A 22,798-nucleotide genomic window follows, 5' to 3' on the forward strand; every position below is an offset into this window, starting at 1 on the left:
GAAAGGCTGTGGCACGCCGTCAGCGCTGGTCAGCGATGACATCCAGTGACGGCTGCCGACCCGATTCCACATGCGCAAGCATGTAGGCGGCGGCCAGCCTGTCCTGACCTGAGTGAATCGACTCGTAGATCTGATGATGTTCATGGGATTGGATTTCCGCGCTTCGGTCGGCAGTCTGTGCGAAGAGCCACCTGGTGCGAGCGAGCACCGGTGCCATAGCATCGGTGAGCATATGGTGTCGGGCGGCGAGGACCAGCTCGGTGTGGAACTCGGAGTTCGCAAGCAGGATGGCCTGGGCATCAGCCGAATCGGTCGCCTCCTGTGCCTTTTCCATTGCGTGGTCGAGCCCTTCGTGTCGCTCCCCAGCTCGGTACCTGCGCGCGGCGGCGCCTGCAGCCAGAGGTTCGAGTGCGGTTCTCAAATCAAAGAGCTCATCGACGTCCTGAGTCGACATCTCGCGCACGATAGCCCCGCGCCGCGGCTGAATAGTGACAAATCCCTGAAACTCCAGATTCCGAAGTGCCTCACGTACGGGCACGCGCGAGACACCCAGTTCGACGGAGAGCTCTCGTTCTCGCAGGCGGCATCCTGGTTCATATCTGCCTGAAATGATGCCTTCGCGAACGGCGATTTCGGCCTGTTCGGTCAGACTTCCCGCGCGGGATTCAGGCATCGATATCCACGACCGTCCCGGCTTTTGACGCCGCAGCGGCTTCCAGGATGACGTTGACGATGGCTGTGTCCTGGAGACCTACGCCGACAGAATTGTAGAGAGTGATATCTTCAGACGTTCGGCGGCCAGCGACCTCCCCGCGCAGTACCCTGCTGAGTTCCGAAACGATTTCGGGCAGTCGACCGTCTTCGCCCCTGGCCAGCAGATAGTCTCCGGACTCGTGAGCCACTGTGTCCAGATGATCGACGAACACCTGGCTGCGATCGAAGGCATCCGCGTCGACTTCTCGATCGGTTGGTCGCGGACGGGCCCCGACCACGTTGATATGCTGTCCTGGCCGCAACCACGAACCCTTGACCACGGGTGTCACGCTGGGCGTCAGCGTGCAGATGATCTCGCTGCGAGAGACTACGTCTTCGGGTGCAGACGCGTTGGAGACTCGGGGCATGGTGCCATCATTCCAGACTTTCTCCAGTTGAGTATGAAATCGCTGCATTGACTCTCGCGTTCTGCTCCACACGACAACAGTCTCCAAAGGTCTTACGCGATTGACAGCTCGGACATGTTCGACCGCCAGCGCCCCTGCACCAATGAGGCCAAGAACGGAAGCTTCGGGGCGAGCAAGAGCATCGGTGGCAACGGCAGATACTCCCGCAGTGCGCACGCGAGTGGGCACTCCACCGTGCAGGATGGCTCTCACCTCGCCAGAGTTCCGATCGATGACGGTGATCGCTGAGCGTTGCGACGGTAGCCCGAGTCTCGCATTCTTTGGGCTGTCCATGAGGGTCTTGCTCGTGACGATATCTGACACGAGGTCAGCGCCGATCATCGGGACGAACGCTGAATCGTCGTCCAATCGCAGCGCGTGGGGAGCCACCGTCAGCGCGCTCTCGCTCTGTCGACTCAGCACCTCCCGCAGAGAAGCAATGGTCGCGTCGGTGTCGACCAACGCTTCGAGGTCGGAACGGGTGAGGATCAGCATAAGCGCTCCAATGGAAATGTCGGAGGGAAGATTTCATCGGTCGAGCGCCCCAATGGATCGCGAACGGCGTACCCTTCGCGCAATTTCTCAAAGACCGCCTGTGCCTCGGCCCTCAGCATGTCGAGATCGATGCCCGGAATCACCCCGTCTCGCATGACTGTCTGTCCTGCGACCATGGAGAACACGGCATTTCTTCCGGTACCGGCTAGGACTAATGTGCGCAGCGGGTCATCGTGGACGCCGTCGCGGAAGTCACTGAGAGAGAATGCGGTGAAATCGGCTGTGGCGCCCGGTTCGATGGTTCCGAGATCCCGGCGATTCAGCGCGGCTGCGCCGCCGCTCGTCGCTGCATTGATGTACTGAGACACATCGGCCGACCCGTATCCGAACCGCGCCTTTGCAGCGTGCACTCCGACATCGATGCCGCGGATGAGATCCGGTGGGAACGAGTCAGTGCCCATGGCCATAGTGACTCCTGCCGCGTTGTAGTCGCTGAGCGTGTGGAGGACTTCTCCGTAGCGGAATGATGTCAGCGGGCAGTGGATCACACTGGCCCCGGCTGCAGCGAGTCGGCGCAGATCCGCAGATTCTTTGGCGGGGGTCTCGAGTCCTCCCAGCCGTGGGTGGCGATCCGTCCACAGTGCATGCGGTATGAGGAGACGCTCATTGAGCAGGCCCACCTGCTCGATCAGCTGCAACGGGGTCAGGTCGCTGCGTTCCTGAATGAGTTCGCGCTCCCATCCCTGTTGCAAACTGTGGAGGCGCACCAGAAGATGGCGCTTTTCTGCTTCTGCCGCGGTTGCGCGGAGGAGCTCGTCGCTCATCGTCTCTATGCGGCACGGCAGAAGGACCGGGTGGATGAGCGGGTCTGCCGCGGCCGTGATCTCGTCAGCGAACTCGAGTGCTCGCCTCAAGCCGGCTTCACCGCGGTTTTCGTCATCGACCAAGGAACGGGAGATTCGTCCGTTCGAATCTGCGGCTGCGGCAACTACCGATGATCGATAGGACGGGCCAAGCCACCCTCTGAGTCCCAATTGTTTCGAGACGCGGGCCAGTTCCCGCAGTTCGTCTGTCGATTCATCCCATTCGAGATGGACTTCCGAAGCGATGGGCATATAGCTGGTGATCCCGTGCAGAGCGAGCTGGACGAGGCCGAATGTACGAAGAGTTGTGCGTTCCTCAGGTGTGAGCACGTTCGAGGGGCGCGAAGTCCAGTGGTCGACGGAGCCCGACAGAAGGAGGGAATTTTCAGGGTCGTGCCATGAATCGAGGAGCAGGTGGTCGATGTCAACTAAGGCATCGAGGTCGATGAGGCCTGGAAGCATAACCACTTCGCCGAGGTCCATGATTGTTTGAGTCAATGGCCGAGTGTGTGAGATGCCGACAATGGTCTGGTCGCGAACGTGAACGTAGCCATCCTTCACCCAGTGCCGATGAGCACCGGAGCCCGCCAGGATGTGCTGTGCACGAATTGAGAAATCCATACTCTAGGTATACCAGATGGAATGTGACTATTGTAACGTGATGCGAGATATGCAATGATTCATGCGGAACAAGCGGAAACTGTTCGCTCCATTCACATCGATTGGTATACAAATGACACAGTCGTCATCATCTGTTTCGAGTACTGGCTCGGCTGGATCTATGCCCGAAAAGGCTGGGCTGAAGCACTGGGTTGTCTCGGTCGGACTGGGGTTCGCCATCTCCCTCGTCGCGATCGTCATCGGTGAGCACACCATCAGAATCGGGCCAGCGGCAATCGTGCTGTTTCCTATCATCTGGGCAGTTCTCATCGGCGCAATCGTCGGGCTCCAGAAAATTCTGCCGATCACTGGACGGGTCCGTGCAGTCGGTGAGCCGCAGATTCGCATAGGAATCGTTCTGTTCCTTGCGCTTCTCGGCATGGGCATCGGGCCCTCTATCGGCAAGGTCACCAACCTCGGGCCTGCGATCCTGCTGCAGGAAGTCGGCCACATCTTCGGCACTGTCATCATTGCGTTGCCGATTGCAGTGGGACTGCGCATGGGGCGGTCGGCGATAGGGGCGAGTTGGTCTGTCGATCGTGAGTCATTTCTGGCTTTCGCCATTGAACGGTTCGGAACTCGATCACCGGAGTATCGGGGCGTCTTCGGAGTGTGGATCTTCGGATCACTCTTCGGTGCGCTCTACATCTCGCTGATTGCAGGACTGCTGGGCAGCCTCGATATTCTCCACCCTCTGGCTCTCGCTCTGGGACTCGGGCTCGGGTCGTCATCGATGATGCTGGGCGGGGTCGGGGCCCTGTCTGTCCTCTATCCATCTCAAGCAACTGAAATCATGGCGTTGGCAGGATTGTCCAACCTCGTCACCAATATCGTCGGATTCTATGCAGGCGTTTTCCTCTCACTGCCGCTGGCGCGCAAGCTGTATCTGTTTTGGACCAGGATCTGGAGGCGTCCCACGGTTGAGATCGAGGAAGCGAAGCTGGTTGCTCGGGGAGCTGTTCCCGATGGCGATGCCTCCCGGGCGGAGAATACTCGCCGGGGCTCCGCCGGCGATGTCTCTGAGGTTCCCTCAGGCGATGGCGGGGCAGTAAAAGCAGAAGGGGCACCTTCGGACCCGCCCGAACCCACCGGGCGGAAAGTCTCGCTATTCGTCTACGCCAGCGCAGGAGGACTCGGACTCCTGCTCAATGCGATCGGGACAGGTGCATTCGAGCCTCGACAGCTGCTCGGCACGGTCTTCCTGCTGGCGCTAACAGCTATGTCGTTCCAAATGGCACGATGGGTTCCGGCCGTTCCGGCAAGCGTCTGGGTTCTGGGACTCGCGACGATTATCAGCGCCCCCTTCGTGCCCTTCTCCGCTTCTCTTACCGGCCTGGTCGACGGTATGGACGTGATGTTGTTCGGCCTCCTGCAACTGGCACTCATCGGTTTGAGCCTGGGGCGTGACGTGAAGGCGGTCAAGCAGCTCAGCTGGCGTGTAGTTGTCATCGCTCTCATCACCTTAACCAGCTCGTTCGTCGTCGCTGCCGTTCTCGCTCAGACAGTGCTGCATCTCTGACTTCAGGTCTCGATCGACTGGAGCCCACCTACCACCAAAAGACCGCCACACGACCGAGGGAGTCAAATGACCACTGTGAAAAACGTCCGCATATTCGCCCGCCGCCACGATGACGCTGCAGTCGACATCGAGGTCGCTGATGGCAGGATCAATGCGATCACCCCGACCGGAGAGGCCGGTCCGTCGAAACTGCTGCTGCCGAGCCTCGGCGATGTCCATGCCCATCTCGATTCCAACCGCATGGGCCAACGGTTCCGGCCTCACACGGCCGACGGCACCCTGCACGGCTACATCATGAACGACCGCGCCAACTGGCGGAACGGGGAGCGCAGCGTACGCGACCAGGCCAGCTTCGCCATCGCCACCATCATTGCCTCCGGAGGAACGCGCATCCGCTCGCACACTCAGATCGATTCGGATTGCCTCCTCGAACGCTTCAGCGGAGTTCGTGATGCGTTGTCCGCATACGACGATGTCCTCGATTCGCAGATCGTCGCATTTCCTCAAGCCGGGATAGTGAGAGAAAAGGGCGTCAAGGGCCTGCTGAACGCCGCACTGTCCGAAGGAGCCGACTTGGTCGGCGGACTTGACCCGGTGCAGTACGACAGGGACCCCAAGACACACCTCGACATCGTCTTCGAACTCGCGGAAAAGCACGGCAAAGGAGTCGACATCCACCTCCACGAAGGAGGCACCGCTGGAATCTACTCATTTGAAGAGATCGCACACAGGACAAAGGCACTGGGTCTCGAGAGAAAAGTGACCATCTCGCATGCCTTCGCTCTGAACACGAATCCCGAACCCGAAGTCCGGAAGCTGGTCGAACTCATCGCCGATGCCGGGATTTCGGTGACGACCGTCGCCCCGCAGAAAGGCAGCCTGCCGCAGAGCATCCTCGGTGACCATCGAGTTGCCATCGGACTCGGTGAGGACGGACAACGCGACTACTGGAGCCCCTACGGAGACGGCGATCTGCTTCGTCGGACGTGGCAGCTGGCATTCACCAATGGATTCCGTCGCGACGATGCGATCGAGCACTGCTTCGACATCGCTTCCAGGGGTGGTGCACAGGTCATGGCCGGACAGCGGCCCGACGGAACAGAACTCACCGACGACGCGCAATTCGGGCTGGCCCTCGGTGCACCTGCGGACTTCATCGTCCTCGATTCCGACAGTGTCACTGCGGCCATCATGGACACTCCACGGGAACGAGACGTGTACAAAGGTGGACAACTCATCGCGAGTGGCGGAGAGATGCTCGGCGGCGCGCGGTAACGACCGTCTGAAGAAGCCACGGGTGCCGACGTCCTCACGATGAGGGCGTCGGCACCCGTGGGGGAAGTCGAGCAAGAGGGACCGTCGGTCAGTTCACGGAGACCCACTCGCCTTCAGTGGGGCGAGCCGCCTCGGGGGCATTCGTCGGCGCACCGTGGGCATCCGGTTCGAGCGAGAACTCATCGAACGGGTTCTGACCGGGTAGAGAGGCCACGGCGTTACCGGTGAAGTTCGGCAGGGCCCGGCACTCAGACATGAACTTGTCGATGCCGACGATGACGCCCGTACCGTCGAGCAGCTCGAGTCGATGCGACTGCAGGCCGGCGGCCAGGGTGGCCAGTCCCGCAGGCGGTGAACCTAATCGTCCCGCTGGCGAAGAAGAACCTCGGCATAGGGAAGTCCAAGGCCGATGCGGCCGGTGTGCCGCTGTGGCTCGAGGAGACGGGGCCGACGAGCCGCCCGGGGACGAATGACACGTCGCTGACGAATGCCTCGGCGCTGTGGGCGGCCGATTACACGCTGTATGCGGCCACGCTCGGCGTCGAGCGGATGGCCATGCATTCGATGCTCGGTGCGTGCAATGGGGGAGCGCCGATGTCGCTCATCTGCGATCCGGCCGATCACGGGGACCGGTCGAACTCATTTCAGGTGCGTCCGAATATGTTGGGGCTGCGGCTGTTGGTGCCGAGTGTCGGTGGGCATTTCACCAAGACTTCGGTTTCCGGTGGTGGGAATATGAGCGCCTACACCGTGGTGAAGAATGACGGCAAGACTCTGGTGACGACGGTGATCAATGCGAACGATGCGGCCAAGGTGGGCGGGAATCCGGTGACGTTGGCGATGCCGTCGGGGTTCAATGTGTCGTCGGCGTCGCAGGTTTATGGGGAGTCGAACGATGTGAAGAGTGCGACTCAGGTGGTGCCGGCGAATCCGCTGCCTGACTCAGTTCCTTTCAGTGGGGATGGGGCGGCGGCTTCGGCTTCTGGTGGGGCTTCTTCGTCGGCTGGGGAGTCGGCATCGAGTTCGCCGGATGCGTCCGGGGCGTCGGACGCTCAGAGCGGCGGCATGGGCGATGACGGGAAGCTGCGGATCGACTTGGCCGGGAGCTCGGTGACGGTGTTTGTGATGACCAAGGGGTGAGTGGCCGGGACGGCATCCTTGAGGGCCCTTTTAGCGAAACGAAGCAAAACTGTGTTGGGTGTCAAGGCAATTTCCCTAATCTATGGAGTTACCAGTTGTCACGCTGTAACATGGTGTGTATGAGTACTGAGGCATTCGACCACACGGAGCGTTTGGAGACTGCCCTGAACCGTCGGGGCAATCCCCTGAGCGTTGATGCCTTTTTGGACATCCTCCGCGAGATGAGCGGTCCGGCCTCGGAGCCCCTGTCCGCAGGCGAACGCGACTTCCTGCTTGAGGTCACCGACCTCACTGAAGAGGACCTGTCCGCGCAGTCGCACGAGGCCGCGCGCATCCAGGTCGCTGAGGATCGGACGCTTGCGGAGAAGGAAGCTCGAGACTCCGCGCTGACGACCGGTGAGGTCGCCGAACTGCTGGGACGGCAAGGAGCCAGCATCCGTCGATCGAAGCTGACAGGTGACCTGTATGCTCTGCCGACGAATAACGGACGCTCCACACTGTTTCCCGACTGGCAGTTCGACGGGAATCGGGTGGTTCCGGGACTGCGAGCGATCATCCCGGAATTCCCTCGGTACGCCCACCCGCTGACTATTCAGCGGTTCATGACAGAGGAGAACGACGAGCTGGGCGGCAGGTCGCCTGTCGAGTGGCTGAGTGCCGGAGGGGCAGTCGAGGCTGTCGCGTCGTTGGTTGCTGAACTGGCGTATGAGTGAGTCCCGCTCGGGCGAAGAACCCTCGCAGCCCCCAAGTTCCGCTGACGCTTCCTCCGGGGACCGTTTACCAGCATGGCGGAGCGTTATGGAGAATCCATACGACCTCGGGGCAATATCCGGCGGCTTGGAATGATCTTCGCTGGACAGGACCGATTCGCAGTCAGCGCTGGGACCCGCACCCCGGGCCGCTGGGTGCTCAGTCGACTGCCGGGGTGTCCTACACTGCGTCGAGCTACATCACCTGCTTCACTGAGGTGTTCCAGGCCGCCCGGGCGATCACACTGACGTCAGACAGAGCATTATCGGGATGGATCCCGAGCCGGCCGCTTGAATTGCTCAACCTGACCGGCGGTGAAGGATCTGGGGATTGGGCGCTGCGCCATGGCGCAACTGCCTCGCTTCCGCAGGCGTCGAAGAGCACCTGTCGTGCATGGGCCGCAGCCATCCATGATCAGCTGGGTGATCGGATCGATGGTCTCTGGGTCCCGTCTGCTGTCGTGGGTGATCCGGCAGTCGTGCTGTTCGCACGAGCCGCCTCGGCGTTTTCAGAAACTCCGAGCTTCTCCCGCACGCTCGAACACGATGATGTTCGAGTCATGGCGGCGAAAGTCCGCAAACGGCTGGGCTGGCCGATCAGGTGAATGCTGGGAGTCCGAGGTAGGATGCGTGGGGCCGACGGCTATTGGGCTGAATCGAGCTCGCTGTCCAGTGCTGGCGAAGGAAGGCCCAACTAGGCCGATCCGGCCGTGTGGTGCCGACGTCCTCACGATGAGGACATCGGCGCCCGTGGTGGTTGTGGTGGAGACGGCGACGGCAAGCTGCGGATCAACTTGGCCGTGAGCTCGGTGACGGTGTTCGTGATGACCAAGGGGTGAGGGCGCAGTTTGGTCACTCCGCCAGTGATCAGTCCCAATAGTCCACGACGGACACACCGAGTCGGTCGAGCAGCGTATCGAGTTGTACTCGCCCTTCGCCTTCGTAGAGGGAGCCGATGGAGTCTCGTCCCGGGTTGAGACGGAAGGCGTCACGGCCTCGGCTCAGACGCTCTTCGAAGAGAACAATGACGGGCACTCGTGGCAGTCGGCTGACTTCTACTTGCCGGGAGTGCCAGATGATGCCGCTGAAATTCTGAGGCGAAGCATGGACGGCTTTGGCGACAGTGCGAGTGCAGGGGTAATGCTGGCTGGGGCTGGACGAAATCGCTGTCCGCTTCAGGCCAAGATCGTCCAACTGCGGATCTCGAAGGTCGGCAACCTTCATCTCTTCTGAGGCGAGCAGTTCGACGTGCAGAAGTCCGTGGAAGCTCTCCTCCTCCGCTTCCGGAATGCCGCTCACGTCGACATCCCGGAGACTGCCTTCGAGGAGGGCGGCCTCTGGGGTTCCTGCCAGGTATATGACGGCAACCCGGTTCTCGCCCAGTTCGGAGTCGAACGGGGAGAACCGCGCGTTGCCGAACCCGGGGTTGAACTCCGTGCGTCCGAACCGGGAGTCATAAACGCGACTCCAGGCTGTGTCTGCGGAGATGGTCGTCGACGGCAGTCGGCCTCTGCGAGCCAGGTCAGTCAGCGTATCGATCGCCACCGTGCACGTAGACGGCTCTGGGCAGGTCAGCGCTTCGGGTCTGAACGCGGGACTCATGCGCCGGCTGGGAAGTCGAGGTCATCGATGTGGATCTTGACCGCGTTCTCAACCACCTCTGGCTTCTCGTGGACCAGCTTGGCGGGGACCCGCCCGCTGAGGAGTCCAGTCGGTCGTGTGCTCCATGCCCAGATTGCCCATGCGCGGACGCCAGCCTTGAGCATAGGCTGGACGATTATGCTGCTGACCGCCTTGTCGAGGTCGCCATCGTCGCCCAGCTGAAAGGCGGGCACGATGACTCGCCCTTGTGCCTCGACGGTGAATAGCCTCTGTTCGTGGCGCTGGCGCGATACCCACTGACGTGCGGCTTTCTCGTTGGAGCCGCGCATGTCAGCCACGGCCGAGTAAGTGGCTGCACCTTCACTCTCGAGGAGCCGCTTCCGAATCTCACCACTGCGGACCGCCTGCCGCTGAGTCGCTCCAGAAACGATCTGCGCATTGTCGACATAGTCCTGATCGATGTGCTTTCGCAGCGTGGCACGACCGGACACCCGGAGCCGTTTGCGCTGTTTGTAGAGCCGGATGGCGTCTTGAACCTCGTGGGGGCTCAGGCCTTCGAAATCTACCTGCCCGTTCGGGTCGACTGGTTGATGTGCCTGTGCAGTCATGGCAACCTCCCACTTCTGCTCTCAAGTGTAGCACTTGTGCACTTTCGGCAGCAGAGTATTCAATTGCTACATGGTGCCGTCGAGCCCACCTGCCTTGAAGCAACTCCCCGAAGGACGGAAAACTCTTCGCAGTTGACTTCGGGCCTTACAGGTTGATCGCCACGACCGGGTCCGTGGTCGGCTGGTCCGATCCGCCCTCCGGCTCGATGGTGATGCCGAAGACGCTGCCGTCGGTGAAAGCGTGGCCGGCGATCGTCGTCGATTCTCCGGTCATCAGCCCGGCGCTTTCGGGCCCCTCGTCGCCGATCACCCACATCTGCAGTGATTTCCCCTCTGGAGCCCGTCCGACATCCTCGGGGCTGATCCGGATGAGCTGTTCGGACTCCGAGGATGACACGGTGACCGTTCCTCCATCCGGAAGATCGTCGGTGCTCGTGCGCAGATCATCGGCTTGCATCAGCCGTGTGGACTCGTCGAGCTGCTGCTGCGCGGTGGTGAGATCCTCCTCGAGCTGGTTCTGACGCTGCGTTTGCTGCCAGACAGTCACCCCGGAGCCGGTCGCGACCACGAGAGCGGCCGCAGCGGCCGCATACGGCAGCCACGAGCGGCGACGTGACTCGCGATGGTCGGCAAGCGAAGTCGGAGACGCGAGGGCGACCGCGGTCGCTGCAGTCGGGTCCGCCTGCGTATGAGTCGCCGGGTTCTGCAGCCCGTCCGTCGACCTCTGCTGCGCATGTGTTCGGGGGATGCTGAGAATCGCATCGCGGGCAGTCGCACTGACCTCGACCGGTTCATCGGATTCGGCGGCGTCGGCCATGACGTCGGAATAGGCGGCGACTTCGGCACGGAATTCGGGGTCGGCATCGGCCAGCGCCTGAGCCTCGGCGAGTTCTGAGTCGCTGAGCCCGCCGAGGGCCAGCCCGGCAGCCAGATAGTCACGATCTGCGCTCATCGGCTTGCCTCCAACTCTTCTCGCAGCTTCTTCATTCCGTCTCTGATCCGTGACTTGATGGTACCCAGGGGCACCTGGAGATTCTCCGAGATCTGGGTGTGGGTCATGCCCTGGTAGAAGGCCATGACGATCGGCCTGCTCTGATCTTCGGGGAGGATCTTCAACGCGGAGACCGTGCGATCCGACTCCGCCCGGTCGATCACGGTCTGCTCGACTCCTTCCACCGCCTCGGTGGAGGTGCGCAGCCCGTCGGCGAGGTCACGGTCCTGCTGGGACTGAACACTGCGCACACAGTCGATGGCGCGTCTGCGACACAGAGTGATCAGCCATGCCCTGCCCGTCCCTCGGGTCGGGTCGAATCCCGAACACCGCGTCCACACCTCGGTGAAGCAGTCCTGGAGGACCTCCTCGGCCAGTGTTCGGCTCTTGACGATCCGGACGATCACGGCCATGAGGATGCTCGACTGGTTCGTGAAGAGCTGCTCGAAGGCGACTGCATCACCCCCGGCGATCCTCACCAGCAACCGCCCGCTGGCATCGCCCGAACTGTCGTCGGGCGAGCCGGCGGCCTGTTGTCTGGAGAGGGTCGGGGACCCCGGGGGACCATGTCGAAACGCCGTCGGATCGTCTGAGCTCATCCACCAATGTTCTCATCTCCTCGGGTTTCGTTTCGCAGAGTATCGATCGGACGAGAGATCTGCGGGCGGCTGAGGGGCGGCCCCGGCCGCTGCATCGTGATGCTCTCTCCCTGTGGAGGTTCCGGTCACTTCTCCGGCATCATCACGGCGTCGACCATGTAGACCGTGGCGTTGGCGGTCTTGACTCCGCCGCAGACCAGTCCGGCATCGTCGAACTTCATGTCCTCGCCCTCACCGGAGACGGTCACCTTCGAACCTTCGACGGTCTCGTGCTCACCGGCGATCTCATCGGGGGAGAGCTGTCCGGGGATGACGTGGTAGGTCAGGACCTTCGTCAGCTGGTCCGAGTCCTTGGCCAGGGCGTCGAGGTCGTCCTTGGGCACATCGGCGAAGGCGTCGTCGACCGGGGCGATGACCGTGAACTCGTCACCGTTGAGGGTGTCGACGAGGTCGACATCGGGATTGAGCTCGCCCGAGACCGCCTTGGTCAGGGTCGTCAGCATCGGATTGTTCGACGCGGCAGTGGCCACCGGGTCCTGGCCCATGCCCTCGACGGATCCGGCTCCATCCGGGTTCGCCTCGGCGTAGGCCGAGCAGCCCTTGCCGACGAGGTCGGCATCGGCCATGGACGCGTCGCCGGACTCGTCGGGCATCTCGGACTCGCTCGAGTCAGCCGGTTGGGATTCGGAGCTGCCGGAATCCGAGCCGGAGTCGTCGCTGCCGGATCCGGAATCCATTCCGCAGCCGCTGAGGGCCAACAGGCCGATGGCGCCGGCCGAGAGGATGGTGGCGGTGCGTGTGCGAAGCAGAGTCTTCATTGTTCTTCTCCTTAGAAACAGTGATGCGGATGATCCCACAGCAGTGAAGTGGTCTCCATTGCTCGCTGTGTACTGAGTATTCGCAGCGGGCGATCATCCGGATGGGCGGATGGAGAAGAAACGTGAGAAATCCTTCGCAGAGCGGGCCGCAGTCAGCCGACTCCCAAGCGGGCGAAGGCATCGCGGAAGATGGTCAGCGAATCCAGACCCGGCAGCTTCTGGACGCTCTTGTCGAGCTTGTCCAGTTCGTCTGTGTGATCCTGGAAGAGATGACTCATCACATGTTCGACTTCGGCATCGTCCATCATCCCTGAGCCCACCGGCTTCCACAGCTTTCCCAGCGCCAGGCGCACGATCTTCTGAGCTCGTGGGTTGTCCTCGAGTCTCTGTCGTGCCTGAGTCGTGTAGAAGGCCACGTGTCGAGTCTCCTGTTTGGCGATGCGCTCAAGCAGCGGAGAGAGCACCGGGTGGTCCTGCATCGCCGCCATCCTGCGATATCCGGCTGTGGCGGAGAGTTCGTTGGCCGCACCCCAGGCCATATGCACGGCAATGAAGTCCGTGCCGACCATGTTCGACAGCACCGACTGCTTCGCCGGCCCGAGAGCGAGTTTCCACCCCAAGCTCATCCGCTTGGCTTTGACCTCGTCGTAATCGACGTGGATCCCGTGTTTCTCGAGCACGGCGGCCAATGCCTCTCCGTGCCAGAACTCCTCACGGTTCCACATCGTCATGAATGCTGCCGTGGCGTCCTCGCTGTGTGAAGGAGTGACGAGCAGCTCCCTGACGAAACATGTGGTGTGGTACTCGACGTCGCACATGTATCGCACCGACCGGAGAGTGTCTCTGTCCAAGGGCATGTCGTCGAAGACATCGAGATCCAGATCGTTCCAGTTCACCGCCTCGGACGTCTCGGCGTACTTGTCGAAGTCAAATGCCATGGTTTCTCCCTGCTTGAGCATGGGCTCTGCGCGTCGAGCGCAGTGCCGCCGTCACTTGGTTCATCGAAGGCTGAGGGTTCCCCGGCAGGAACCGTCCGATCTCGGCATCCGAGTCGATCAGGCGTCGTCTGTCGGAGGCAGAGGCGAAGATGCTCGTCAGAGCGCGGGCCTCGTCCGGTTCGGGCACTCCGACGATCCGCAGGGGAGCCCACGGCCGCATGAGATGAGCGCGGGCGGTGAGGGCTTCGATCCGTGAACGTCGGATCCGAGCCACCGCCTCCGAACGGAAGAAGCGGACGATCGCCTCTCGCCGGTCGATGATCTCGGTCAGGACGCGAGCGGCTTCACCGCTGAGTCGTGTCCGCACTGCCCGTTCAGCTGCCTGGAGGCCCGCCTCCTGGATCGCGAGCCTGGCCATGTGTCCGGCGGTGAGAGGTTCCTTGACCAGTCCGCCGACGACAGGTGCGAGGATCGGCAGGCCCCGTTCGACCCACATTCCGCGCAGTCTCCGTGACCTGCCCCCGCGAAGGTCCTCAGGGCTGAGGGTGGTTTCGAGCATGTCGCGCAGTGCCCGCGCCAACCAGTACCGTTCGTAGCCCCATCCCGTCACGAAGGCTGTGATTCGCGCTTCGTTGGACGTCCAGGAGGCGAACATCGCTCGGGTCTCGGCCAGCGCTGAGTTCTCCAGTCGCCATAGGAAGCCGAGATCGCGTGCCACGTCCCCGGTCACCTCGATGCGCTCTGAGTCGAATTCGATGCGCCCTCGAGCGTGAGCAAGATAGTCATCGACATCGAATGCTGTGCGCAGCACGATGGGATGCTCTGCATCGGAGAACAGTCGTCCTCCGACATGCCCGGGCGGATGTTCGACGCGGCGGTCGTGGAGTGTTCTGTCGTTTGTCACCATTCCATCACTTTCCATCGCTTCTTCAGTGCCAGGCCGTAGAGACCGAGATCCGGAGTGACGGCAACGGGGCTGCCGACGAGTTCGAGCCACGCGGCGTCGCCCAGAGAGTCGCCGTAGCCGGTCGAACGTCCCAGGTCGGCACCCACGGTGTCGGCATATTTGCGCAGCCAGTTCGCCCGAGCCTCATCGACCAGCGGAGGGCTCGCGAGGAACCCCGAGAGAACACCGTCATCGGTGACGTCCATCCGGGTTGCGACCACCTCGTCGAAGAGATCGGCCAGAGGTTCGACGAGGACGTCGAGAGCGCCCGTGAGCAGGACCGTGCGGTGACCGGCCGCGCGGTGCTCGTCGATGAGCTGCCGGGCCTGGGGGCGGATGGAGTCGCGGATCGTCTGCCCGAGGCGGCCGGTGACGGCCGCTCGGAGCTCATCGAGTTCGAAGCCCTGATATCGGCGATTGACCATGCGGATGAGGTCCGAACGGTCGCGGTACTCGGCGCGCAGCAGTCCGGGGACGACTCCGGCCATCGTTCCCATCATCGCCGGCCACTTGTAGATCGGCTGCGTGGCGCGCACGACCGCCGCGAACTGCTGCACGATGTTCGCTGAGATCACCGTCCCGTCGAGGTCGAAGACGGCCAGAGCCTCGGAAGTGGGCGGCAGGGGACGCGGAGTGGGCGGGGCCTCGCTCTGGCGGCGTCTGCGCGAATAGCTGCGGGTGAGTTCTGTGATCGCCGGGATGTGGACGTCCTGGAAGTATTCCGTCCAATCGATCTCGGTCACGTCGAACCTGCGGTTGGTCGGGCAGTCCTCCGGCAGCCGCTTAAGCAGCCGTCTCGTGTTCGCATCATCGAAGATCATCTCTGTCTTCGTGTACTGCTGGTACAGGTCGGCGAACTGACGCAGTGACTTCAGTTTGGCGTCGGTTCTGTGCAGCCGTGAGGTCAGAGCGCGTGTGCGCGTCGAGGCGGGCAGCCGCTCGACGACTTCGCGGCCGACGCCCGTGACCAGTTCCTTCAGCCGGATGCGCTGTTCGATGAGTTCGGAGCTGGGGAAGCTCCATTCGGGCACCACCGTGGGAACCCCCTCTGTGTCAGGCAGGGGGTGGGCGAGGAAGTACTCGCGGACGGTTCCGACCATCTGGTGGAACGGCAGGGGATTGCTCGTGCCCGAGACGACCTGGTAGTAGTCCGAATGCCCTCGATCCGGCTGTCCGGAGCCGCTGTCGTGCTCTGCCGGCTGCTGCTCGAGTGGACCCTGTTCGGCAAGGGCGAGGATCACATTGACGACATAGTCGACGGGAATGATGTCGAGCACCGAATCGGCGTGCCCGGGGAACTCCGAGAGGCTTCCTTTGGCGTAGGCCATGATGAGGGGGTCAGCGACTTTGAAGCCGTCGATCCACCCGGGGCTCGGTCGACGGAACGCGGATTCGATGATGGACGGGCGAACGAATGAGACCTGATGCCCCTCGGCTGCCCACTCTTCGCCGATCCGCTCGGCAAGCGCCTTGGTGAAGGTGTAGATGTCTGTCCACCCGAGGGACTGGGCACGGGTGCGTCCGAACTCGACGAGTCGATCCCGCACATAGCTCTCCCTGGCGGCTTCCGCCCCGGCGGCCACCGATTTCGGGCCCATCCGAGAGCTTCGAGCGCGGGCTGTGCGGATGAATCGACTCAGATTCTCGGGCTGTCTGGATTCGGACTCGACGCTGGTCCTGGCCTGCCGGGCCGCCCGGAACTCATCGCCATGATCGACGGTGTGGGGCAGCCGGGACTCCTGCACGAGGCCCTTCGCGATGCCTCCGACATAGGCTGTCGAGACATGGATGACGTGGGGGCTCTGATCCGATTCCCGCAGAGCGTCATAGAGTCGTTCGACGCCCCCGACATTGGTGTCGAACGCCTCATCGATAGCAGCGTCGAAGGACACGCTCGATGCGGAGTGGATGACGACGTCGAAGCGATCGGTCAAGGGCGGCAGATCGGCGAGATCTCCCTCGAGGGCCGTGACCCGTGACTCGAAGGCCTCACGCACAGTCTCTTCGCCGACCCGATCGATCCAGGACGCGAAGACCGGCTTGCCGAGCAGCCGCTGCAGACGATTATGTCCCGACTGGGTTCCGCGGGGGCGAACGAGTGCGGTGACGGCGACGTGCGGGTCGCTTTCGAGCAGCGCTTGGAGCAGCGCTTGACCAAGGAACCCTGTGGCGCCGGTCAAGAGGTATCGGCTGGGGTGCATGCGGAGACCTATCGGATAGAGAGTGCGATTCGGAGTGGACGCGAACGTGGTGAACACCGGTGATTCGGCGCGGACGGACGATCGGATGCCTGTATCGTAGCAATATGAATGTGGCCCTCATCACCGGAGGCACTGCGGGCATCGGTGCGGCTTTCGCCCGCTCTTTCGCCAGACGCGGTGTCAATCTTGTCCTCGTTGCTCGAGACCCCGGCGCCTTGGAGTCGTCTGCGGAGCGCATCCGCGGGGAATTCGGTGTGGACGTCGCAACGATCGTCGCCGACCTCTCCGACCGGGATGCCCAGGCCCGCGTGGCCACCCGGATAGAGCAGCCAGGCGACGAACCCGAGATCGACATCGTGGTCAACAATGCGGGATTCTCGGTCCGCGCGAGTCTGCTCAGCCCGGATGTCACCGAACATGATCGAGGCTTCGAAGTGATGCAGCGCGCCGTGCTGATCATCGGCGGGGCCGCCGCCAGAGCGATGAAGCATCGAGGGCGGGGCTGGATCATCAATGTCTGCTCCGTCAGCGCGGGACTGACCCAGAACAACTACACCGCGATCAAAGCGTGGACGCAGAACTACTCCGAGTCGCTGTCGGTCCAGACCGCAGGCACAGGGGTGAGCGTCACCGCCCTGGTGCCGGGCTGGGTGCGCACCGAATTCCACTCGCGAGCCGGGATCGCCGGAACGTCGATTCCCGACCCGCTGTGGATGGACGCGGATATGCTGGTGGAGGGGTGTCTGCGCGACGCGGCTCGTGGGAAGAGGATCTCGGTGCCGCAGCTGCGGTGGAAGGTCATCTCGACGACGCTTCGGGTGCTGCCGCGTCCGGTGATCCACCGCCTGTCCGCTGCTCTCGGCTCTCGTCGGGCGCAGGAAGGCTAGGGTGATGATGCTCAATCCGGGACCGGCCCAGCCAGGGGACGATGATCGTCCGGAAGCACCATCTCGGCGCGTCATCCGCCGTCATGTCGGAAAAAGTTCGTCCTCACGCCCATCCGATCCCGCTGCCGGCTCCGAACCAGTGGAGATGTCTGATCACACTTTCTCTCCGCTGGCGCCGCCGAAATACCGGTCGCGCACGCGCTCTGCGTTGCGATTCCTCCTCCAGCGTGTCCTCTTCCGGGGCCTCGTCCGTTCGGCGATCACTCCGACGGTGAGTATCGCCCCAGGAGTGTGCCAGCTCGACCGAGGCTTTCTCGTGATTGCCAATCACACCTCACACCTCGATGCGCCGATGATCGCGCAGAGCCTGCCGCGCAGACAGTCGCGGTTCCTTGCGACCGGAGTCGCCTACGATTACTTCTTCACCGTGTGGCACAAGCGACTCTTCGTCCGCTGGCTGTTCAACGCGTTTCCGATCTATCGCGAAGGATCACGCGGCAGCGCGAATCTGCCCCGCGCACTGCTGCGCTCGGGTGTGCCGGTTCTGCTGTTCCCCGAGGGAAGTCGGCAGAAGTCAGGCACGATCGCTGATTTCAAGGCCGGATCGATCAGGCTGGCAGTCGATGCCTCGGTTCCCATCGTGCCGGCAGCGGTCGTCGGTGGTTTCGAAGCGATGCCCAAAGGCGCTGTCTGGCCGGCGGCGGGCAGGCCACCTGTGCATGTTGCTTTCGGTGAACCGGTCACCGCCCGAGACGAGGAATCTCTGTCTGAACTCACCGCGCGGGTGCGGCAACTCGTCGCGGAACTCTTCGCCGCGGGAGCCGATGACATCGGTGTCGGCAGTGAACACGTCGAATCGCCGGAAAGGACGAAGAAATGAGTGAACCCATGAGAATGCAGGACGTCAAGCGGCACCGCTGGTGGGGCTGGGGAGCCGAAGGAGTCGACTTCCGGTGGGAGACCAAACCCGACTTCGCTGCGATCGCCAAGGACAAAGTCGGTCTCGACCTCTGGAATGCTCCGCGGCCGACCACCCCGGTGCTCAGCGATCTGACCATACCTGAGTCTCGAATGTCATCGACGCTTCTCGACGAGCTCGGCGCCGTGGTCGAGTCGGACAATGTCAGCGTCGACGACGAACTGCGCGTGATCCATTCGTTCGGCCGCTCCCTGCCGGACCTCTACCGGGTGCGCCACGAGCCGATCACCCGCCTCGTCGACGCCGTCGTCTACCCCGGCAGCGAGGATGAGATCGCCGCTGTCCTCGCTCTCGTCCTCGAGCGCGATCTCGTGCTCATACCCTACGGCGGCGGCTCATGCATCTCCGGCTCAGTGACCCCGAGTCCGGATGAGGAGCGTCCCATCGTCTCGCTGAATCTCGGGAGGATGCGTCGAGTCATCGACATCGATGAGTATTCGGGCCTCGCCCGAGTCGAAGCCGGAGCATATGGACCCGACCTCGAGGAGCAGCTCAATCTTCGCGGATGGACGGTGGGTCATTTCCCCGACTCGTTCAGCTATTCGACCCTCGGCGGATGGGCGGCGACCCGGTCATCGGGAATGCAGTCGGACAAGTACGGTGACATCGAAGACATCGTGCGTGGTCTTCGTGTCGTCCACCCTCGTGGCGTCATGGTGAGCAAGCCCATTCCGGGCCGCGATTCGGGTCCCTCGGTGCATGAGATGGTCCTCGGCAGCGAAGGCCGTCTCGGTGTGATCTCGGAATGCACGGTGCAGGTGCATCGGCTGCCGAAGGTGCGGCAGGTCATCGCCTACCTCTTCCCCGATTGGGCGAGTGGAGTCGAGGCCATGCACGACATCGCCCGTTCCGAGGTCACGCCCGCGTTCACCCGTCTCTCAGACGGGCCCGAGACTCGGTTCAGTCTCGCGATGGTCTCTGAGCCGAAGGGTGTGAAGGCAACGATCGCGGCTCGCGGTCAGGACGCCCTGTTCGCCTACCTGCGGTCCAAAGGGTGGGACACGACAGAAGGCATGTGCCTGTCATACGTCTGCTTCGAAGGGTCGAAGGAGCGCGTGGCACGTGAGAAGGCCGAGGTGAAGGAACTCATCGGTCGCCGAGGCGGAATCAGCCTCGGCTCCGGGCCCGGCGCCGTCTACGATCAGAAGAAGTTCGACACCCCGTATCTGCGCGACTTCCTGCTCAACTACAAGGTCTTCGGCGATGTCTGCGAAACGGGAGTGACGTGGGGAGATCTCAAGAACGTCCATGCTCGGGTGCACGAGCGATTCCGCCAGACCCGCAGCGAGCAGGGCGGACCGGGGTTCATGTTCTGCCATCTGTCCCACAGCTATCACGGCGGCGCCTGCCTGTACTTCACCTTCGCGATTCCCTACACGGATGAGGACACGGCGCTGGCGGAGTATCAGGGCGTCAAGGACAGCATTCAGCAGGAGTTCATCGACTCCGGCGGAGGCGTGTCGCACCACCACGGAGTCGGCACCGAACACCAGCCGTGGCTCGTCGACGACATCAGCGAGCCGGGGGCATTCATGGTCGATGCCGTATTTCGCGCCACCGACCCCGGGCAGAACCTCAACCCGGGGAAAGTCCTCGGCGATCGGGCTCCGTCCTGAGGAGGCTTGTCTCGCTGGGCTGCATGCATCCTCACCGTCCGGCGAGAATCTGCTGCAGACTGACAGCCTCGACGGGCAGTCGATCGGCACTGCACAACGCCGCGACATACGGTCGAGGGCATGTGAGCCGGGAGATATTCAGTGCGTCGAGTTCGGAATTTCCAGGGGCCGCGATCGTCGCTGTCCATGGTCCGTGCGGGCCGATTCCCGACGGCAGGTCCATGACTTCGATATCACTGGGCGGCACGGACAGCCCATGCCCGGTGGTCTTCACCGCGGCTTCCTTGCACACCCAGACGTCGATGCGCCGACGCACGGCATCGCCGCCCTCGGTCAGAGTCTCCGCGGGGCCGAGGACGTAGTCGTCGAAGCCGGAGAAGACATCGGTCGGGATCTGTTCGATGTCGACTCCGATCGGTGAGGTCCCAGGCGCCGAGGCGATCGCCACGACCCGGTTCGACCGAGACAGGCTGAGTTCCGCCCCGGGGACTGTCGGCTTGCCATGGGGGCCGCCGCACGTGCGACAGCGGCGTGTCAGCTCCAATTCGCCGGCCTCATCGAGATCGACGCCGAGGCGGCGAGCCGCCATGAGCCGAAAGATCAGATGCGCCCCTCGGAACGCGGCCCGATCGGCGGGTCTGCGAAAACGGTCCGCGCGAGCGACCTCGTCCGGTGACAACAGTGAGTCGAGCCACGGGTGATCGGCGAGCACCCGTTCGATCGCTGCTATGTCGCTGATGAGGTATTCGATCGCGGCTCTCGTCATCTCCGACTGATCCGACGGTACTGGGAGACGGCGATGGGCGAGAAGACGGCGATGACCGCAACGCAGCTGAGGATCGCATAGATGACGGCGTTGTCGGCCGCCCAGCCCGTGCTGGTGACGAACCCGGCCGGCGGTGCGTTGCCGAAGAGTTCTCGGACACTGGTGGCGACCGCGGTGATGGGATTCCACGCGGCGATCGTCTGCAGCGGGCCCGGAAGAGTGTCGATCGAGACGAAGGCTCCGGAGATGAAGGTGACGGGGAAGAGCCAGATGAGGCCGAGGCTCTGTGCCACCTCGACGCTCCTGGCCGTCAGTGCGATGACCGCACCGATCCACGACATGGCGAAGCTGAAGAGCAGCAGGAGCGTGATGCCCAGCAGGGCCGAGCCGAATCCCTCGGTGATGCGCCACCCGATGAGCAGACCGCAGACCATCGTCACGGCCACGGAGATGAGGCTGGTGACCAGGTCCGAGGATGTTCTGCCCAGAATCACGGCCACCCGTGACATCGGCAGCGAACGGAAACGGTCGATGAGTCCGAGCTGGAGGTCCTTGGCGAGATAGACGGCGGTGAAGGAGGAATTGAAGGTCAGCGTCTGAGCCAGGATCCCGCCGATGAGGAACTCCCGGTACGGCCCACCGCCGAGGCTGCCGCCGAAGACGAATGCGAGGAGGAAGACGAAGATCACCGGCTGGACGACCCCCGTGACCAGGGCTCCCGGAGTCCGACGGACCGTGAGCAGATTGCGCCAGGCGATGACGGAGCTGTCGCGAGCGGCGGAGACGAGTGCGGTCATGCTCCCACCTCGGCGGTGTCTGCCGGTGTCCGTGAGGGCCTCGTCGAGGTGGGCTGTCCGGTGAGATCGAGGAACACGTCGTCGAGCGTGGGACGGCATAGGGCCGCCTCGGTGACGGAATGCCCCTCGTCTTCCAAGGCGGCGAGGACGTGCAGCAGATCCCTCTGTCCCAGTGGTGCGGAGGCGGTGACGCGCAGTCCCGACGAGTCCGTCTGCGGGTGGGCGGAGTCGCCTAAGATGCGGTCGAGGATCCGCAGGGTTCTGTCGAGGGAGACGCGGTGGGTCAGCGTCAGTGTGATGCGTTCGGCACCGAGCTTGCCCTTGAGGTCGGTGGAGGTTCCCTCGGCGATGACCTGTCCGGAATCGATGACGGCGATGCGATCGGCCAGCTGGTCGGCCTCCTCCAGGTACTGGGTCGTCAGCAGCACGGTGGTGCCGCCTCTGACCAGGGTGGTGATGACCTCCCAGGTGTCGAGCCGTGCGCGCGGATCGAGCCCGGTGGTCGGTTCGTCGAGAATGACCACCGGTGGACGCACGACCAGGGCCGAGGCCAGGTCGAGTCGTCGCCGCATGCCTCCCGAATAGGCGCCTGCGCGTTTGCCTGCGACGTCGCTGAGACCGAATTCGGCCAGCAGCTCGCGGGCACGGCCCGCCGATTCCCGGCGACTCATCCCGTAGAGGCGGGCGACCATGACGAGGTTCTCGTACCCGGTGAGCTTCTCATCGACGGCCGCGTACTGGCCGGAGAGGCCGATGCTGCGGCGGACGGCAGTGGGATCGGCGGTCACCGAGTGTCCCGCGACGACGGCGGTGCCGGAGTCGGGGCGGATCAGTGTGGACAGGACCTTGACGGTCGTCGTCTTCCCGGCCCCATTGGGGCCGAGGAGACCGAAGATCTGTCCCTCCTCGATGTCCAGGCTGATGCCGTCGAGAGCCCGAAAGGCCCCATAGTTCTTCCTCAGATTCTCCAGGCGAATCACTATGAGGCGATCTCGGCGAGCCGGCGCGGAGTGATGTCCGTCCAGTTCTCCTCGACGAATTCGAGGCAGTCGTCGCGGCTGGCCGGTCCGAACACGAGGACCCATCCCGCGGGCACATCGGCGAACGACGGCCACAGCGAATGCTGCTGCAGGTCATTGACCAGCACGCGGAAGGTCCCTGTTGTGTCATCGAAGGGATTATTCACGGG

At 63.1% G+C, this 22,798-nt stretch carries 23 protein-coding genes and 1 pseudogene; 8 read left to right on the top strand and 16 right to left on the bottom strand.

Features of this window, described 5'->3' with window-relative positions:
- Positions 1-19 precede the first annotated feature (19 nt).
- From HF684_RS03025 to HF684_RS03035, 3 genes are read right to left on the bottom strand one after another with little or no spacing between them, the layout of a single operon-like run.
- Positions 20-673 (bottom strand): GntR family transcriptional regulator, encoded by a 654-nt coding sequence (locus tag HF684_RS03025; protein WP_169251294.1) that lies wholly within the window; start codon positions 671-673, stop codon positions 20-22.
- Positions 666-1,655 (bottom strand): ornithine cyclodeaminase family protein, encoded by a 990-nt coding sequence (locus tag HF684_RS03030; RefSeq protein ID WP_169251295.1) that lies wholly within the window; start codon positions 1,653-1,655, stop codon positions 666-668. The genes HF684_RS03025 and HF684_RS03030 overlap by 8 nt, the downstream gene beginning before the upstream one ends.
- Positions 1,649-3,139 (bottom strand): chlorohydrolase family protein, encoded by a 1,491-nt coding sequence (locus HF684_RS03035; protein ID WP_169251296.1) that lies wholly within the window; start codon positions 3,137-3,139, stop codon positions 1,649-1,651. Before HF684_RS03035 ends, HF684_RS03030 begins: the two co-directional genes overlap by 7 nt.
- 160 nt (positions 3,140-3,299) lie before the next feature.
- Between HF684_RS03035 and HF684_RS03040 the strand changes: the two genes are divergently transcribed.
- On the top strand, positions 3,300-4,697 hold the full coding sequence (locus tag HF684_RS03040; protein WP_169251297.1) for a DUF3100 domain-containing protein: 1,398 nt from the start codon (positions 3,300-3,302) through the stop codon (positions 4,695-4,697).
- A 66-nt stretch (positions 4,698-4,763) separates the two neighbouring features.
- Complete coding sequence (locus HF684_RS03045; protein ID WP_169251298.1) at positions 4,764-5,972, top strand: amidohydrolase family protein; 1,209 nt, start codon at positions 4,764-4,766, stop codon at positions 5,970-5,972.
- An 88-nt stretch (positions 5,973-6,060) separates the two neighbouring features.
- Here the strand turns inward: HF684_RS03045 and HF684_RS03050 are convergent.
- Positions 6,061-6,318 (bottom strand): annotated as a pseudogene (locus HF684_RS03050) (C4-dicarboxylate transporter DctA); the annotation flags it as partial.
- A 5-nt stretch (positions 6,319-6,323) separates the two neighbouring features.
- On the opposite strand from HF684_RS03050, the gene HF684_RS03055 reads away from it, so the two are divergent.
- The 3 genes from HF684_RS03055 to HF684_RS03065 all read left to right on the top strand — a co-directional run bounded on the left by HF684_RS03055 (position 6,324) and on the right by HF684_RS03065 (position 8,466).
- On the top strand, positions 6,324-7,112 hold the full coding sequence (locus tag HF684_RS03055) for a hypothetical protein (protein WP_211168057.1): 789 nt from the start codon (positions 6,324-6,326) through the stop codon (positions 7,110-7,112).
- Positions 7,113-7,231: 119 nt separating this feature from the next.
- Complete coding sequence (locus HF684_RS03060; protein WP_169251299.1) at positions 7,232-7,825, top strand: hypothetical protein; 594 nt, start codon at positions 7,232-7,234, stop codon at positions 7,823-7,825.
- The gene (locus HF684_RS03065) at positions 7,822-8,466 is read left to right on the top strand and encodes an RES family NAD+ phosphorylase (RefSeq protein WP_169251300.1); all 645 of its coding nucleotides are present in this window, start codon (positions 7,822-7,824) and stop codon (positions 8,464-8,466) included. Before HF684_RS03060 ends, HF684_RS03065 begins: the two co-directional genes overlap by 4 nt.
- 262 nt (positions 8,467-8,728) lie before the next feature.
- Here the strand turns inward: HF684_RS03065 and HF684_RS03070 are convergent, their stop codons facing one another.
- The 8 genes from HF684_RS03070 to HF684_RS03105 form a co-directional block, all read right to left on the bottom strand.
- Positions 8,729-9,406 (bottom strand): RES family NAD+ phosphorylase, encoded by a 678-nt coding sequence (locus HF684_RS03070; protein WP_169251301.1) that lies wholly within the window; start codon positions 9,404-9,406, stop codon positions 8,729-8,731.
- Between the two features lie 53 nt (positions 9,407-9,459).
- A complete protein-coding gene (locus HF684_RS03075) occupies positions 9,460-10,071 on the bottom strand; it encodes a hypothetical protein (protein ID WP_169251302.1) in 612 nt (203 codons plus the stop codon).
- Between the two features lie 145 nt (positions 10,072-10,216).
- The gene (locus tag HF684_RS03080; RefSeq protein ID WP_169251303.1) at positions 10,217-11,023 is read right to left on the bottom strand and encodes an anti-sigma factor; all 807 of its coding nucleotides are present in this window, start codon (positions 11,021-11,023) and stop codon (positions 10,217-10,219) included.
- On the bottom strand, positions 11,020-11,661 hold the full coding sequence (locus HF684_RS03085) for a sigma-70 family RNA polymerase sigma factor (protein WP_169251304.1): 642 nt from the start codon (positions 11,659-11,661) through the stop codon (positions 11,020-11,022). Before HF684_RS03085 ends, HF684_RS03080 begins: the two co-directional genes overlap by 4 nt.
- Before the next feature lie 125 nt (positions 11,662-11,786).
- Positions 11,787-12,479, bottom strand: a complete 693-nt coding sequence (locus HF684_RS03090; RefSeq protein WP_169251305.1) for a fasciclin domain-containing protein — start codon at positions 12,477-12,479, stop codon at positions 11,787-11,789.
- 152 nt (positions 12,480-12,631) lie between these two features.
- A complete protein-coding gene (locus tag HF684_RS03095; protein ID WP_169251306.1) occupies positions 12,632-13,417 on the bottom strand; it encodes a ferritin-like domain-containing protein in 786 nt (261 codons plus the stop codon).
- Positions 13,407-14,324 carry a hypothetical protein gene (locus HF684_RS03100; protein WP_169251307.1) on the bottom strand — a complete coding sequence of 306 codons (918 nt, stop codon included), beginning with the start codon at positions 14,322-14,324 and terminating at the stop codon, positions 13,407-13,409. The genes HF684_RS03095 and HF684_RS03100 overlap by 11 nt, the downstream gene beginning before the upstream one ends.
- Entirely contained in the window at positions 14,318-16,564 is a 2,247-nt protein-coding gene (locus tag HF684_RS03105; RefSeq protein ID WP_169251308.1) for an HAD-IB family hydrolase, read from the bottom strand. Before HF684_RS03105 ends, HF684_RS03100 begins: the two co-directional genes overlap by 7 nt.
- Positions 16,565-16,668: 104 nt before the next feature.
- On the opposite strand from HF684_RS03105, the gene HF684_RS03110 reads away from it, so the two are divergent.
- The 3 genes from HF684_RS03110 to HF684_RS03120 all read left to right on the top strand — a co-directional run bounded on the left by HF684_RS03110 (position 16,669) and on the right by HF684_RS03120 (position 20,046).
- Positions 16,669-17,451, top strand: coding sequence for an SDR family NAD(P)-dependent oxidoreductase (locus HF684_RS03110; RefSeq protein ID WP_169251309.1), 783 nt, complete (start codon positions 16,669-16,671; stop codon positions 17,449-17,451).
- 145 nt (positions 17,452-17,596) lie between these two features.
- A complete protein-coding gene (locus HF684_RS03115) occupies positions 17,597-18,331 on the top strand; it encodes a lysophospholipid acyltransferase family protein (RefSeq protein ID WP_169251310.1) in 735 nt (244 codons plus the stop codon).
- Positions 18,328-20,046, top strand: a complete 1,719-nt coding sequence (locus HF684_RS03120) for an FAD-binding oxidoreductase (RefSeq protein WP_169251311.1) — start codon at positions 18,328-18,330, stop codon at positions 20,044-20,046. Before HF684_RS03115 ends, HF684_RS03120 begins: the two co-directional genes overlap by 4 nt.
- 31 nt (positions 20,047-20,077) lie before the next feature.
- Here HF684_RS03120 and HF684_RS03125 read toward each other — a convergent pair whose 3' ends face one another.
- Genes HF684_RS03125 through HF684_RS03140 form a run of 4 tightly spaced genes read right to left on the bottom strand, consistent with a single transcriptional unit; the run spans position 20,078 to position 22,795 of the window.
- The gene (locus HF684_RS03125) at positions 20,078-20,812 is read right to left on the bottom strand and encodes a 4'-phosphopantetheinyl transferase superfamily protein (protein ID WP_169251312.1); all 735 of its coding nucleotides are present in this window, start codon (positions 20,810-20,812) and stop codon (positions 20,078-20,080) included.
- A complete protein-coding gene (locus tag HF684_RS03130) occupies positions 20,809-21,609 on the bottom strand; it encodes an ABC transporter permease (RefSeq protein WP_169251313.1) in 801 nt (266 codons plus the stop codon). The genes HF684_RS03125 and HF684_RS03130 overlap by 4 nt, the downstream gene beginning before the upstream one ends.
- Positions 21,606-22,589, bottom strand: a complete 984-nt coding sequence (locus HF684_RS03135; RefSeq protein WP_169250770.1) for an ATP-binding cassette domain-containing protein — start codon at positions 22,587-22,589, stop codon at positions 21,606-21,608. The genes HF684_RS03130 and HF684_RS03135 overlap by 4 nt, the downstream gene beginning before the upstream one ends.
- Positions 22,589-22,795, bottom strand: a complete 207-nt coding sequence (locus HF684_RS03140) for an MbtH family protein (protein ID WP_135810413.1) — start codon at positions 22,793-22,795, stop codon at positions 22,589-22,591. The genes HF684_RS03135 and HF684_RS03140 overlap by 1 nt, the downstream gene beginning before the upstream one ends.
- Positions 22,796-22,798: the final 3 nt, after the last annotated feature.

The sequence above is a fragment of the Brevibacterium sp. 'Marine' genome (assembly GCF_012844365.1).
In the GTDB taxonomy this organism is placed as follows: domain Bacteria; phylum Actinomycetota; class Actinomycetes; order Actinomycetales; family Brevibacteriaceae; genus Brevibacterium.

What these genes read in the sequence shown, in the direction of transcription:
- HF684_RS03025 (WP_169251294.1), bottom strand. Translation starts at nt 673, where the DNA reads ATGCCTGAATCCCGCGCGGGAAGTCTGACCGAACAGGCCGAAATCGCC.
- HF684_RS03030 (WP_169251295.1), bottom strand. Translation starts at nt 1,655, where the DNA reads ATGCTGATCCTCACCCGTTCCGACCTCGAAGCGTTGGTCGACACCGAC.
- HF684_RS03035 (WP_169251296.1), bottom strand. Translation starts at nt 3,139, where the DNA reads ATGGATTTCTCAATTCGTGCACAGCACATCCTGGCGGGCTCCGGTGCT.
- HF684_RS03040 (WP_169251297.1), top strand. Translation starts at nt 3,300, where the DNA reads ATGCCCGAAAAGGCTGGGCTGAAGCACTGGGTTGTCTCGGTCGGACTG.
- HF684_RS03045 (WP_169251298.1), top strand. Translation starts at nt 4,764, where the DNA reads ATGACCACTGTGAAAAACGTCCGCATATTCGCCCGCCGCCACGATGAC.
- HF684_RS03060 (WP_169251299.1), top strand. Translation starts at nt 7,232, where the DNA reads ATGAGTACTGAGGCATTCGACCACACGGAGCGTTTGGAGACTGCCCTG.
- HF684_RS03075 (WP_169251302.1), bottom strand. Translation starts at nt 10,071, where the DNA reads ATGACTGCACAGGCACATCAACCAGTCGACCCGAACGGGCAGGTAGAT.
- HF684_RS03080 (WP_169251303.1), bottom strand. Translation starts at nt 11,023, where the DNA reads ATGAGCGCAGATCGTGACTATCTGGCTGCCGGGCTGGCCCTCGGCGGG.
- HF684_RS03085 (WP_169251304.1), bottom strand. Translation starts at nt 11,661, where the DNA reads ATGAGCTCAGACGATCCGACGGCGTTTCGACATGGTCCCCCGGGGTCC.
- HF684_RS03090 (WP_169251305.1), bottom strand. Translation starts at nt 12,479, where the DNA reads ATGAAGACTCTGCTTCGCACACGCACCGCCACCATCCTCTCGGCCGGC.
- HF684_RS03095 (WP_169251306.1), bottom strand. Translation starts at nt 13,417, where the DNA reads ATGGCATTTGACTTCGACAAGTACGCCGAGACGTCCGAGGCGGTGAAC.
- HF684_RS03100 (WP_169251307.1), bottom strand. Translation starts at nt 14,324, where the DNA reads ATGGTGACAAACGACAGAACACTCCACGACCGCCGCGTCGAACATCCG.
- HF684_RS03105 (WP_169251308.1), bottom strand. Translation starts at nt 16,564, where the DNA reads ATGCACCCCAGCCGATACCTCTTGACCGGCGCCACAGGGTTCCTTGGT.
- HF684_RS03110 (WP_169251309.1), top strand. Translation starts at nt 16,669, where the DNA reads ATGAATGTGGCCCTCATCACCGGAGGCACTGCGGGCATCGGTGCGGCT.
- HF684_RS03115 (WP_169251310.1), top strand. Translation starts at nt 17,597, where the DNA reads ATGTCTGATCACACTTTCTCTCCGCTGGCGCCGCCGAAATACCGGTCG.
- HF684_RS03120 (WP_169251311.1), top strand. Translation starts at nt 18,328, where the DNA reads ATGAGTGAACCCATGAGAATGCAGGACGTCAAGCGGCACCGCTGGTGG.
- HF684_RS03125 (WP_169251312.1), bottom strand. Translation starts at nt 20,812, where the DNA reads ATGACGAGAGCCGCGATCGAATACCTCATCAGCGACATAGCAGCGATC.
- HF684_RS03130 (WP_169251313.1), bottom strand. Translation starts at nt 21,609, where the DNA reads ATGACCGCACTCGTCTCCGCCGCTCGCGACAGCTCCGTCATCGCCTGG.